Genomic DNA, 13,748 nt, shown 5'->3' on the forward strand with positions numbered 1-13,748 from the left:
GAGTATTAAGGGCCGTGTAAAGATTGTGCAAAGATTGCGCGTGATCATGAAGAACAAACGAGCCGGGGAGGGACGGTTGGCCGATAGAAAAAAGTCCTTTTTTATTCAGGTTTTATAGGCGCATATTGCAAGAAACAAGTGTCTGGGAGAACCATTCGTCATCATAATATTTCATGAGTTCCGGTTCCCGCTCAATAAATAGCCGCACCGTTGCAAGGTATTCGCTGTAGCGTTCGGGAGATATATCGTTAATACCGGGTGGTATTTCAAGTTCCTCTCCCAGCTTTTGCAGTAATTCAAAATCCTGGCTGTCGCGGTGCTGGAAAAAAAGGCTTAAGACAACGAAAAAAGGATAAAATCGATTTTTGATTTGTTCCTCGTTTAAATCCGAATCGCATTGTTCCAGCAATTTTGGTTCGATTTCCTGCCAGAAAGAAGGGGGCGGCGGCGGTAACCAACCGGTTCCCAGCGTTTCTTTTCTCTTTTCTGAGGATTCAATGAAATCGTGAACTTGTTGCAGCATACCCAGATACTCGTCTCTATGCGTGTAAATCCAGTTGTCACGATAGCCTGCCCGATGGCAAGTCTGATTGATTTCTTCAAATACGGGTATTAATTCAGGCTGGTGCCGTAAATATTCCCGAGCCACGATAAGAAACGGGATTCGCGCTTTTTGATATTCTTCCAGATCCGGTGCGCCATACGCCTCATTGATATATTTTTGCAACAAAAGCCATTTGTTTTTTTCCTTTTCCGGTTTGTAGAAGCCGAATTGAGGTAAAAAACCAACAGGATTGACAGACAAATCTTCACGGCCTCTAACCAGATATTTCCTTGCTTCGCCGGCGTAAGAGCCCAGTAAACCAGCCATTTTTTCTTCATCCTCAAGAAGGCAGTCGGGCAAATAATCGAGAAAACGATACCTTGCAAAATGATGGTTTGCCTGGTTAATTGTTGCAAAGGGGATTTTTTGATCAGCGGCGTATTGTATGAACAGAGCCAGGAGGTTGTATTGACCGTTCCGGGCAGCCACAATAAACGAGTTATTACCCAAGGCATCGTTCTCAAACAGGCATTTGGGATGATGTTCCAGCAGACAGCGAACGATGTTTTCCCGTCCATAGCGAATGGCAAGAAACAGATGCTCCGGAATCACTGTTTCAGTCAGCATGCCGTCGTTAAACGCATCATCAATAACGGCTTTGGTGACAGGATCACTGATGGGGGGAATAAAAGGTTTTACCATGTCCAGATAATGACTGACCAGAGACGTATTTTTTCGTATTCCTTCATTCAGTTCGGATAGCTCACGCCTTACCGTGTCGTCCTGTAACAAATTGGCCAGTCTTTTCAGGATGCGGGTTGGCAGCGTTTTCTGCAACTCGGATCGCAAGCGCAGCAACTTCAGGGCTTCCCGTGTTTTTTCGCTATAATGCTCACCTCTGTCCTGGTAGGCGGAATACAATAATTCCTTATGGGGAAAACAATCGTAACAAATGATTTTGTTGGCCTGGATCGCTTCCATAAACGATTGGTCCCCTGTGGCCAGGGATAATGGCCCGGAGACGGCAAAGAGTCCGATCATTTGGGCATGATCCAGATGTGTGGCGTGCAGCAAACGATAAACAGATCCCTTGGCGCCATTGTCATACAGGATATGTTCCTCATTGTTATCCACGTCATGATAAACGATTTTATCGAACCCCCACCCTTTAATGGCCTCAATACGTTTTTGTAATTGCGGCAGCAGATTCTGACCGGCATGGACAAGAAAAATATCTTCGTTTTTCATTGTTTTTTGGCTACAGGCAAGATGAATATCGATGAAATCGATACTGCCGGCGTAACCGTATCCGAATGTCAGATTATGGTATTTTTCATAATTCTCGAGTGGCAATTCGTTGTGTTTGCCAAAGATAATCGTTTTGATTTTTCGGCTCAGCCGATTGGCCGACTCCTGTTTTAAACGGGTTAGTTTTGCGGATGGTTCACCGTTTATTTGCGTTTGATGCAGCAAGGTTCCAATTGTCGTCAGTTCTTTTGTTGGAATAACGCCTCGCTCATCCATCGCTTCGAGGATACCGGTTCTGAGTATTATCTTGTTGTCATTGGGGTAAGGTTGAAGCATGCGGCGTTCAAAGTTGATGAGCTCTTCACGATAATGGTTCTGCGCGGCTTTATCGGCAAGTGCATAGGAATTCCCCAGTTGCGCCGCTTGAAAGGGGCCGTAGGTATATTCCAGTGATACAACAGCGATGGCATCGGGGTAGATTAATTTGTTGAGCATGGGAGCCGGCCCGTCGATGATGACGGCTGGTTTGATGATCCCCTTGTCAAGCAGCTTCTGCATGTCATGAAACAGCACGAAATTAATGCCGAATTCACAATCTGCCCGTGACATTTCAAGTTTGGACAGTCCGCGTTTGTCATCATTACAGACCAGATAAATATCACCGGCCAGTCTGCCTTCGGACAGTAAGGCGCGTTTCAATTCTCCGGCCAGCTTCGCGGCGAAGAGAATGTCGCCGTACCCCATTTTTTTTTCATCAAAACCTACGATAATATCGTGCATTGTTTTACCCTGGCTTTTTGGGGCTTATTATAACGCACTTGAGTGATTAATTGTTCATTAATGGTATTTTTATGGCAAACAGGTGGTTATGAATGATGGTTATAAAATAAGAAATAGTACTTGTATCCTTTGGCAACCAGGTTACAATCGGTTAAAATATAATCATAAAGGATAACTGTTGTAATCTACGAGGATTCGGGATGCTTATCACGCAAATTAAAGGCGCCCTGGCTGAAGCCGGGAATCAGCATGAAAAATCGGCTTCAAATACCGATTACCTGAATAAAATCCTCCATATAGATGCGACCCGATTTATTGGTCAGTTAAATACCCTGCTCGCCAAATCCGATTTATCAGAACAGGAATGTCTGGATGCTGTCAAAAAACTACTCGCCCAACGCTGGCAAAACATTGCCGGAACCGCTTTAAGCTATACGGATCAAAACCGGCATTACCTGACCCGACTCTGTTTTGACCTGGCCAAAATTCTGCATCAACAGGATAATTCCCTCGCGACCTATCAGTATATGATGCCTACCCTGACTCATATTGATGATCAGATCCTTTATTATCGCGATCATATTGATCAGTATGCCCTGGATGAAGTGATTCTCAGCGACGACCAAAAATCGTTGATTCCGGTCGCGCTCTTAACCTGCCTGAGTCATCACGGCAACGTTGATATAAACAAGCTGGTCAATCCCTATGATGGCGCGCCCCTGTCTGTTACTGAGCAAGCGCGCCTGAGATTACATAGTTCCCAAAGCCGTGAATTAATGGAAACGTTTGCACAGATTCAAGAATGTAAACAGGGAAATGGCAGTATTGGCGGTCATGTGCAAAAGTTGATAATGGCTTTGAGAGAAGGCGGCGAACATGGCGGCGAAGACGGGAAAGAACTGGAGGCGGGCGTCAATGCCTTAAATGGCATTATCAAATTCATGGAGTACTGGCGTCTTTTGCCAAAGGAACGACAAATCGAGTTGCGGGCATTAACATCCCGAACGGACAAGCGCACATTTGGCAACTTAATTGACATACTGGACAAGTCAGACAGGGACTCTTTTGATTGCGTGGAATCCATCAGCGGTTTGCTGGAAAAAATCCTGGGCGAACATGGTGAAATTCTCTTTAAAGACACCAGAGAAGACTGGCAATATATTTCAATTCTGGCAGAAAAACTGGATGTTCTGATAAAACAGATGAAAGTGAAGACTTCCGGCCAGGACAGCCATCAAATCGTTTTTGTAGATTTGTTACGGGAACTGGATGGCTTTCAGAACGTACAATCTTTGCCTGACTTGCAGGCACTGTTTCATTTATTGCCCGTAAGTCAGTTACCGGATGTGAAAGAGGAACTGCTGTTCTTACTGAAAACCCATATTAAGGGGAGTGATGATTTACATCAATTGTTAATGGCATTGCAACCCGAGAAATTTGAATTCCTTTTTACCTGCTTCATCAATCATCATGACACGGCTCTTGGTAACCTGGAAGAAGTGGCTTTTTTGCTGGAGCAACTCAATTCCAGGCAAAGGGACGCCTTTTTACTTCAGTTTAAAGCTATGAGCGCCGGTTTTTCGGATAATAACCTGCGTTTTGTCAGGCTCTTCAGTTATCTCAGCGAGGAGCACCGGCTAGCCTTGATGCGTATCCTGGGAGATCACGCCGTCGAGATTTTTACCGCAGATCTCATATCGCTAAAAATCGGACTTAGATATTTGCCTCTGGAATTCTGTCACATTCTTTGCGAACAATACCATGATAATCAAAGCAAATTTTTCATAAATGGCAGTCAATTCGCGGATATCTACGGATCTCTGGAGCCTGAAAAACAGACCGTGTTTTACAAGAACGTTGCCGATATACTGCCGGAAAGCATTAAAAATGGCCGCCAGCTTGGCTATGTCCTGGCGTTGTTGGATGCAAAACAAATGGAAACGTTATGCCGGAAACTGGTGGATAAAAGGCCTGGCCCGATTTTTAGCGGTTTTGAGTTTTGTCAGGCGATATTTCCGCTTGATCCGCAACAACGCAAAACAGTATTTGACGTCTTTCGACCCGGGTTGCCTGATATCCTGACCAATGACGCGGATTTTTCACTGGCTCTTCGCCATCTTTCCTCCGAGGATCAAACAAGCTTGCGGCAGGATATGCGCTGTAAAGCTCATATTGACTCTGGCGAGGAGTTATCTGACGAACAGCTCATTACCCGATTTATTGCGCAAAAACAACCTCAACATGCCCGATCCAACTTTACCTTTTTTGACCATACACGCCAAATAAACGATTCCTATCTTCGTGACCTGCTGTTTGGTAAAAAGGATGCGCATAACGATTCAATGTCCATAAACTGAGTCTGTTTTTCGATTCACAGGGTCCGGGTTCCGTTGCATTTTCATGCCACGGCCGCAAAAGCAGTTGTCCGGCGTTTTGCGACGTTTGAATTCATGAACAGGGACTCGCTATTTACCTCATTCAAACGTAAAATGGCACTCAATTATCCATCTTTTCTCGTCAAGAATGAAAAAGCAACAGATCCTGGGGGAGAAGTCTTCGTGAGCAATGGTCGTTTTTATTTTGCCAACCGCGAAAATGTCAGCCGGTTTATTAACCGCTGGGATCTGTTGCTTTTGATTCTTGTTTTCTCCGTCCTGTTTTTCCTAGGCTGGGCCGGACAGCAAATGGCAACGCCTTACAAGCTCGGCCAGCCCCTGCCCATTTCCCTGGATCCGTCGAACCTTCCGTTTTACGCGTTGCGTACGGTGCTGCGCATGTTCATTGCGTTGGGATTGTCCTTGCTGTTTACTTTTGCGGTTGGCGCGCTCGCGGCCAAAAATCGACGCGCCGAACAGGTTATTATTCCCGCGATTGATATTTTACAATCCGTGCCGGTGTTGAGTTTTCTCTCAATCACCATCACCGGATTTATTCGCTTGTTTCCCAATAGTCTGCTGGGGCCGGAATGTGCGTCCATTTTTGTTATTTTCACAGCCCAGGTCTGGAATATTACCTTTGGTTTTTATCAGTCTTTAAAAACGCTGCCCCATGATTTGAAAGAGGCGGCAGCCATGTTCCAGCTGTCCGCCTGGCAACGGTTCTGGAAGGTTGAAGTGCCTTTTTCCATGTCGGGACTGCTATGGAATATGATGATGTCCATGTCGGCAAGCTGGTTTTTTGTGGTGCTTTCGGAAGCCATTGCGGTCGCTCATCAGGATATTCGTTTGCCGGGTGTCGGTTCCTACATCGCGTTGGCCATCGAGCAGCGCGATTTGCATGCGGTGGTGTATGCCATTCTTACCATGATTGTGGTTATTTTTCTTTATGATCAGATTTTTTTCCGGCCTCTTATCGCCTGGTCGGAAAAATTTAAAATGGAACAATCCCCCGATGAGGAGGAATATCAATCCTGGCTGATTGATTTGATTCGCAGCAGTCGTTTAATGAAAAGAGCCGGAGTGGGCGTCGCTATAGTAAAAGATCATTTTGTCAATGCCGCCTGGCTCAGCAGCAAAGGGCCAAAACCCGGTAAGGAAATTGATTATCGCCGCCAGAAACAACTGGATTGGTTATGGGGCGGCGTTGTGATCGTGGCCATTATACTGGGCGGGTGGTTATTGCTGGAATTTATCCTTGCGGATTTGCAATTCAGTGATATTGTTCATGTCTTCATTCTGGGTGCTGCAACCGGAACCCGAGTGATTGTGTTGATTATTTTCAGCTCCTTGATTTGGATCCCCATTGGGGTGTGGATTGGGTTGCGTCCGCGTCTGGCCCAGAAAATTCAACCGGTTATCCAGTTCGCAGCCGCTTTTCCGGCGAATTTATTTTATCCTCTTTTTGTGATTGCCATTGTCCGCTTCCATTTGAATGTTGAAATATGGGTGACGCCTTTGATGATTCTGGGAACACAGTGGTATATTTTATTTAATGTCATTGCGGGCGCCTCTTCCATTCCCCGGGATCTTTATCTGGCTGCCGATAATTTCGGTTTGAAAGGCTGGCACTGGTGGAAACGGCTGGCGTTGCCCGGTGTGTTTCCTTTTTATATCACCGGAGCCATCACTGCGGCAGGGGGCGCCTGGAATGCCAGTATCGTTGCCGAGTGGCTCAGTTGGGGAAACACCACCTTGCGGGCCACCGGACTTGGTGAATATATCCACGCCAGTACCATAGCAGGTAATTTTCCGAAGATAGCGCTGGGCACCGCGATGATGTGCGTTTATGTGCTGGTGTTTAACCATTTAATCTGGCGCCCTCTCTACCGTCTGGCAGAAGAGCGCTTTAATTTCAATTGAGACGGTTATGTCTGAAACTATTATTGCTCTTGAAAACTGTCGTAAATCCTTTAAGAAAGCCTCGGCTCAGGATCTGCTTGTTCTTGAAGATGTGAATTTTCAATTACGGAAAGGAGAAATCGTTGCTTTACTTGGCAAATCCGGTTCCGGTAAATCCACGCTGCTGCGTATTATAGCGGGGCTGGTACCGCCATCGTCAGGACGCGTGACTTATCGTGGACAGGCTGTGACCAAACCCGTAGCCGGGATTGCCATGGTTTTCCAGTCTTTTGCCCTGATGCCGTGGCTGACGGTGCTTGAGAATGTGGAGCTGGGACTGGAAGCGCAGGGTGTAGGCCGGGAAGAGCGTCGAAAACGTGCTATTGAAGCCATTGATATCATCGGGCTTGACGGCTTTGAATCGGCTTATCCCAAAGAATTGTCGGGCGGTATGCGTCAGCGTGTTGGATTTGCCCGAGCGCTGGTTATCAACCCCGACGTGTTACTGATGGACGAGCCTTTTTCGGCCCTTGATGTCCTGACCGCAGAAAATTTGAAGTCCGACTTGCTTGAGATCTGGCAGGATAAAAAAACCAACACGAACGGCATTTTACTGGTGACACACAATATCGAAGAGGCGGCAATGCTGGCGGATCGCATTATTATTTTTGGCAGCGATCCCGGCTATATTCGCGCCGAACTACAGGTCACGCTTCACCAGCCCCGCAATCCTGAAACGCCTGAGTTTAGGGATCTGGTTGACAATATTTATACCCTGATGACCACAGGCCCTAAAGAAAGAGCGAAGCGGGCCCAACGGGAGCGGCAAATTGGATTGGGTTATCGTTTGCCGGATGTGGAGCCTTCGGAGTTGTCGGGTTTGATTGAAACCATGAAATCGTTTGAAGAACGTATTGATTTGCCTGAACTGGCGGATGAGTTGATGATGAACATCGATGATTTGTTCCCAATTCTTGAGACACTGGAAATATTAGGCTTTGCCAAAGTATCGGACGGGGATATCCAGCTAAGTGAGCTGGGTAAACAGTTTTCAGAGGCCGATTTACAGGAAAGGAAACAGTTGTTTGCCAGAAGGCTTCTGGAAAAAGTACCGCTGGCTCGTTATATCCGCAGGGTTTTGGATGAAAAAGTCGGGCATCGCGTGTCTGAGGAACGTTTTTTATCCAAACTGGAAGATTATTTAAGTGAGAAGGAAGCGGATCGGGTTTTACGTACCATGATTGACTGGGGGCGTTACGCGGAAATATTCGCCTATGATTTTAATACGGGAATTTTAAGTCTGGAAAACCCGGGCACTTCAGATTCTGCTAAAGTTAATTAATAAATGGGCGAAAACTATGTCATAAAGAATGTTGTTTGAACAAATCGCGTTCATAAAGGAGTCACCATGGGATTTGTAATCGCGGTCAGTCAGGCAAAGGGGGGCAGCAGCAAAACGACAACTTGTGTTAACCTTGCTGGCGCGCTAAAGGAACAGGGTTATAAAGTCGTTGTCGCTGATATGGATAAAGACAAGCCGGATGCGATTCGATGGTCCCAACAGGGCGATAATCATATCGATTTTATTGAAGAATTGTTTGATGACAAGCCTATGGACAGGATCGAGCATTTGCGCAAGCAATACGACTTTATCATTCTGGATACACCACCCAATTACATGCCGGCGGCTTTTAAAGCCATCATGCTTTCGGATTTTGTCATTTTGCCCTGCTCTCCCAGCTTTCTTGATCAAAACAACCTGACGGACGCGATAGCTGTGCCAAGAATGTCACAAAAACCATTCCGGATTCTTGGCGTTAAGGTCAAAAAACGACAACGACTCTCCGAGCAGCTGGTCGAAGAGTTAAATAAGTCAGGCCTGGCTTTCAAAACCATGATTTCTTCGAGAACCGCCATATTGGAGTGTGCTTTTGAGGGCAAATGGATTGGTGATTTTGATAAAAACAGCAACAGTCATATGGAATTTCTGAGGCTGGCGGAAGAGTTACGCGCTTTTTTCAGCGCTCAAAAATCGGCGGATCCTCAGAAAGTAAATTCCAATACACCGACTCGTACAGCCGATGAAAGGATTTAACTTAAGGGTTTTGAGTCGCGTGAAACGCGATGGTGGTATTTCATACCTGCCCGGGCAGCCCATAATCCGGCCTGCGGCCTTATTGCGGGCTGTGGTTTTTACCCGTGTTTTTGGCGGCTCAGACGGACTAGATAATCCAGTATCTTAAACAGACGTTGTTCATCCTGCGCCATTTGCAGATCGGTTTTATACTGGTCGTTTACAACGATAGCCGGTACGGCGTTCACATGAAAACGAGCCATCAAAACCCCGCCCTGGTTGAGTTGCATGTCAATGGTCGTTGAATTTTTGAATGCGCTTTGGGCTGTGGCGTTATCAACGCCATGTTCGGTAAAGAACGTAATCATGGCGTCGGTGTTATTCAAATGAGCCTGTTTGTCCTGTACGGCTTTGAACAACAGAGGGTTTAATTTGTTGTCCAATCCCAGCAACGCGGCCGTATAATAGGCCTTGGCGTAATAAGACCAGTCGTTGTTAAAAACGACAGGAACTCTTGTAAAGCTGATTTGACCGTTTTGCTGTTTTACCCAACCTTGCAAACCGGATTCAATACGATAACACCATGGGCAGCCGTAACTGAAAAATTCAGTCACTTTAACCGGAGGTTGAATCGTTGCCGAATGTTCTCCTTTGAGGACTTCATAATCCTTGCCGGCTACAAAATCTTCGGCAAACAGGTGAAAGGGGAGTAATAAGGCGATAACTAACAGGAAATTTCTCAACATATTGATACTCGCTTTTAAAAATTAATACAGTCCTTGCATATAATACGCAACGGCTTTCATGTCTTCCTGACTCATTCGGGCACTGATATCCTGCATAATGGAATTCAGATCGTTGGTGCGTTTATGATCCTTAAACAATTGCAGTTGCAAAATAGTATACGGTGCATGCTGGCCTGACAGTACCGGAAATCCAGCCTGGCCATTACCGGTTCCTTTGGGGCCATGACAGGCGATACAGGCCGTAATCTTTTTATCCAAATCCCCGCCACGGTAGAGTTGTTCTCCGCGTTCGAGGTATTTTGCCGGCGTTTTCCCTTCGGCCAGCGGCATTGCGGCGTAATATCCGGCCAGCAAGGTAAGGTCATCGTCGCTTAAGTTCGCCAGTATGCTGGTCATCGCTGGCGCGTTTCTGGTTTTGCCTTGTTTGAAATCCAGCAGTTGTTTACGCAGATAGCCCGCGTGTTGGCCGGCGATATTAGGCCATTCGGGATTGCTGCTGTTGCCTTGCTGACCATGGCAGGCGACGCACACGGCGGCTTTTTCCGCTATTGTTTGCCCAGTATTATCCGCAGCCTGCGCAATGAGCATATTCAGGAGCAAAACAGCAAACACAATTTTTTTCATGCTTCCCCCAGGGGTTCTTCCTTTTTTAATGTTACACTGCCTGCGTAAAATCCCAAAATGAAAATGAAATTTATGCGAATAAATCGTTATACCCAGGCGGTCTTTTTAAAAAGTGCCGCCAAAGTGGAGCAGTTACCTCCGGATAGTGGTTATGAAGTGGCTTTCGCCGGCCGTTCCAACGCTGGAAAATCAAGCGCGCTTAATTGCCTGACGTCCATACGTCAATTGGCTCGCACCAGTAAAACACCAGGGCGTACGCAATTGATTAACCTGTTTGGTCTTGATGATACGAGACGGCTTGTTGATTTACCGGGATATGGGTATGCCAAAGTGGCACAGCAAACGAAACAGGAGTGGCAGAAACATCTGGCGCACTATCTGGAAGTGCGGCAATGTCTGAAAGGCCTGGTATTGCTGATGGATTGCCGCCATCCTCTCAAAGAGCTGGATCAGATGATGATTAACTGGTCGCTTGATCGGGAAATTCCAGTACATATTCTGTTAACCAAATCCGATAAAATCAGCCGCAGTGACGCAAAAAACACCGTAATTAAGGTCAGTAAAGCGTATCAACTGATGGAGGATTTGATTACAGTGCAATCATTTTCAGCCCTGAAAAAAGAAGGGGTTGATCAGCTGATTGCACGGCTGGATCAATGGTTTGAATGGTCACCTGCCTCCGACTCCCGTTTTATGGTTTGATCAGTTCATCCACGGCCTGGGGGTTGGCTAACGTTGAAAGATCACCTAATTCGGCCATGTCGGATACATTCTCACCGGCAATCTTGCGCAAAATCCGGCGCATGATTTTTCCGGAACGGGTTTTTGGTAAATCGGTCACCCATTGAATGACATCTGGCTTGGCAATGGCGCCGATGGTGTTTTTAACCTGTGTTAGAAGTTCATCATGCAGTTGTCTGTCGGGTTGAAAACCGTGTTTCAGGCTGACAAATACATGAATGCCCTGACCCTTTACGGGATGAGGAACGCCTATGACTGCGGCTTCCGCAACATGGGGATGGGCAACAATGGCGCTTTCTATCTCAGCGGTGCCTAATCTATGGCCGGACACATTCAGGACATCATCAATGCGGCCGGTGATCCAGTAATCGCCTTCCTCGTCGCGACGAGCCCCATCACCGGTGATGTAATAGCCATGCGCCAGATAATTTTGCCGATAACGGGCGTGATCACCGGCGATGGTTCTGGCCATGGCAGGCCAGGGATATTTGATAGCCAGAATGCCGTGATCAGGCCCCATGATTTCCTGGCCGGACTCATCAAGGAGCACAGGATATATACCCGGCAAAGGCTGGCAGGCGGCGCCCGGTTTTTCCCGATCAAATGTTTGCGGACAAATCATGATGGCGCCGGTTTCGGTTTGCCACCAGGTATCGACAATGGGGCATCTATCCTTGCCTGCTTCCTTTTTATACCAGTTCCATACTTCCGGATTGATAGGTTCTCCGACGGTACCTAGCAGGCGCAGGGATTGGCGGTCAGTAGTGGTGAGCCATTCGTCGCCGGCACGTTTGAGTGCGCGGATAGCGGTTGGTGCGGTATAAAAAACACTCACCTGATGCTTGTCGATAATTTTCCAGCAGCGTGACGGATCAGGCCAGTTGGGTACGCCCGCATGCATCAGGGTTGTAATGCCGTTGCATAACGGGCCATAAACGACGTAACTGTGTCCGGTTATCCAGCCCACATCGGCCGTACACCAGAATACTTCCTTCGATGTGCAGTTAAAAATATGGCGGTGGCTGAAAGCCACCTGAACAATATAGCCACCCGTGGTGTGAAGCAATCCTTTGGGTTGCCCGGTACTCCCTGACGTGTAAAGAATAAACAGGGGGTCTTCCGCGTCCATGATTTCCGGTTCGCAATCTGTTCCGGCTTCCTGTTTTAATTGATGCCACCAATAATCTTTTTCCGGGTTAAAAGGGGCGGGAGTCTCACTGTTTTTAATGAGCAGTGTTTTGATGCCCGTAGATTGGGTTGCCTCATCAGCCTGGGTTTTCAGATGAAACTGCTTACCGCCTCGCTGATAACTGTCGGCGGTAATCAAAAGTTTGCACTGAGCCGCTTGCAGACGCTGATGCAAGGCCGTTGCTGAAAATCCGGCAAATACTACGGTGTGTACAGCGCCTATTCGTGCGCAAGCGAGCATGGCTATTGCCGCTTCCGGAATCATGGGCAAATAGATTCCAACCGTATCGCCTTTTTTGACTCCCAGCGCTTTGAAAACATTGGCCATGCGATTAACTTCGTCATAGAGTTCGGCAAACGTTACAATGCGGTGTTGATTTTCCTCGTCGCCTTCCCAAATGATAGCGGCTTGTTCCGCTTTATCCGGAAGATGCCTGTCGATACAATTGACGCTGATGTTGAGTTTGCCGCCAGAGAACCATTGTATACGTCCTTCATGCAAATCACCTGTAAACACCTGTTGCCAGGGTTGATGCCAATCTACGATTTTTTGAGCCTGCTCACTCCAGAATTGTTCCAGAGACCCTGGAATACGGTATTGGGGATTGTTCATGAGTCCCCCTTTTCCGCTTCCAGAAATTTAATAATGGCGGAGAAATCGAGATCACCGTTACCGACATCTATGAAATGTTGATAAACCATAGTGGCGTGTTCCGCGAGGGGAGTCGTGACGCCCGCAGCCAGGCTGCATTTCTGGCTTAAGATGAGATCCTTGAGCATCATGGTGGCAGTAAATCCCGGCTTGTAGTCATTATTGGCCGGGACGTTGGGAACCAGATCAGGGACGGGAGGGTATTTACTCATGACCCAGCATTGTCCGGAAGAGGAGTTGACAATCTCAAAAAGCTTTTGCGGAGAAAGCCCCAGCTGTTTGGCAAGAACAAAGGCTTCCGAGACACCGATCATGGTGATCCCCAAAATCATGTTGTTACAGATTTTCGCAGTCTGGCCGCTGCCTTCTATGCCGGTATGGATGATTTGTTTACCCATGGCTTCCAGATATGGCCTGGATTTGTCAAAGGCATAGCTTTTGCCGCCAACCATAAAGGTCAGCGTTGCCGCAGTAGCTCCGGAAACACCACCCGAGACGGGGGCGTCAAGTGATAATAACTGGCGTTTGGCAGCCTGCTGGTGCAGTTGTTTGGCACTGGGGACGTCTATAGAGGAACAATCTATATGCAGCGCGTGATGGGCGGCGGCATATAATCCATGATCACCCAGGCAGACCTCCTGTACCTGCTGGCCCGTCTGCAGCATGGTAAAGATAATTTCCTGATCCCGGGCGGAATCCTGCAGTTTTTGTGCGGCAAAACCGCCGGCTTCCACCAGAGTCTCGAGGGCGTTTTTCTGTAAATCATAACCTGTTACGTCGTGGCCGGCTTTGATTAAATTCAATGCCATGGGTAACCCCATGTGGCCCAAGCCTACAAAACCTATTTTTGCCATGTTTTTCTCCTTTACAAACC

General features: G+C 47.2%; 10 protein-coding genes. 5 read left to right on the top strand and 5 right to left on the bottom strand.

The window, feature by feature from the left end:
* Positions 1–112: 112 nt before the first annotated feature.
* Positions 113–2,572: an ankyrin repeat domain-containing protein gene (locus tag CKW05_RS00750; RefSeq protein WP_058483998.1), complete on the bottom strand. Its 2,460-nt coding sequence runs from the start codon at positions 2,570–2,572 to the stop codon at positions 113–115.
* Positions 2,573–2,772: 200 nt separating this feature from the next.
* Between CKW05_RS00750 and CKW05_RS00755 the strand changes: the two genes are divergently transcribed.
* The 4 genes from CKW05_RS00755 (at position 2,773) to CKW05_RS00770 (ending at position 8,944) form a co-directional block, all read left to right on the top strand.
* Entirely contained in the window at positions 2,773–4,929 is a 2,157-nt protein-coding gene (locus CKW05_RS00755; protein WP_058483997.1) for a hypothetical protein, read from the top strand.
* Between the two features lie 201 nt (positions 4,930–5,130).
* Positions 5,131–6,870, top strand: a complete 1,740-nt coding sequence (locus tag CKW05_RS00760; RefSeq protein WP_058484043.1) for an ABC transporter permease — start codon at positions 5,131–5,133, stop codon at positions 6,868–6,870.
* A gap of 7 nt (positions 6,871–6,877) precedes the next feature.
* On the top strand, positions 6,878–8,191 hold the full coding sequence (locus CKW05_RS00765) for an ABC transporter ATP-binding protein (protein WP_058483996.1): 1,314 nt from the start codon (positions 6,878–6,880) through the stop codon (positions 8,189–8,191).
* Between the two features lie 66 nt (positions 8,192–8,257).
* Positions 8,258–8,944 (top strand): ParA family protein, encoded by a 687-nt coding sequence (locus tag CKW05_RS00770; RefSeq protein WP_058483995.1) that lies wholly within the window; start codon positions 8,258–8,260, stop codon positions 8,942–8,944.
* Between the two features lie 98 nt (positions 8,945–9,042).
* On the opposite strand, the gene CKW05_RS00775 is transcribed toward CKW05_RS00770, so the two are convergent.
* Both CKW05_RS00775 and CKW05_RS00780 read right to left on the bottom strand, forming a co-directional pair.
* A complete protein-coding gene (locus tag CKW05_RS00775) occupies positions 9,043–9,669 on the bottom strand; it encodes a thiol:disulfide interchange protein DsbA/DsbL (RefSeq protein ID WP_058483994.1) in 627 nt (208 codons plus the stop codon).
* A gap of 21 nt (positions 9,670–9,690) precedes the next feature.
* Entirely contained in the window at positions 9,691–10,257 is a 567-nt protein-coding gene (locus CKW05_RS00780; protein ID WP_408607003.1) for a c-type cytochrome, read from the bottom strand.
* A 108-nt stretch (positions 10,258–10,365) separates the two neighbouring features.
* Between CKW05_RS00780 and yihA the strand changes: the two genes are divergently transcribed.
* Positions 10,366–10,995 carry a ribosome biogenesis GTP-binding protein YihA/YsxC gene (gene yihA / locus CKW05_RS00785; RefSeq protein WP_058484042.1) on the top strand — a complete coding sequence of 210 codons (630 nt, stop codon included), beginning with the start codon at positions 10,366–10,368 and terminating at the stop codon, positions 10,993–10,995.
* On the opposite strand, the gene acs is transcribed toward yihA, so the two are convergent.
* Positions 10,985–12,835 (bottom strand): acetate--CoA ligase, encoded by a 1,851-nt coding sequence (acs, locus tag CKW05_RS00790; protein ID WP_058483992.1) that lies wholly within the window; start codon positions 12,833–12,835, stop codon positions 10,985–10,987. The genes yihA and acs overlap by 11 nt on opposite strands.
* Complete coding sequence (gene mmsB, locus CKW05_RS00795; protein WP_058483991.1) at positions 12,832–13,728, bottom strand: 3-hydroxyisobutyrate dehydrogenase; 897 nt, start codon at positions 13,726–13,728, stop codon at positions 12,832–12,834. The genes acs and mmsB overlap by 4 nt, the downstream gene beginning before the upstream one ends.
* Positions 13,729–13,748: the final 20 nt, after the last annotated feature.

The organism is Legionella spiritensis, assembly GCF_900186965.1.
GTDB lineage: Bacteria > Pseudomonadota > Gammaproteobacteria > Legionellales > Legionellaceae > Legionella_C > Legionella_C spiritensis.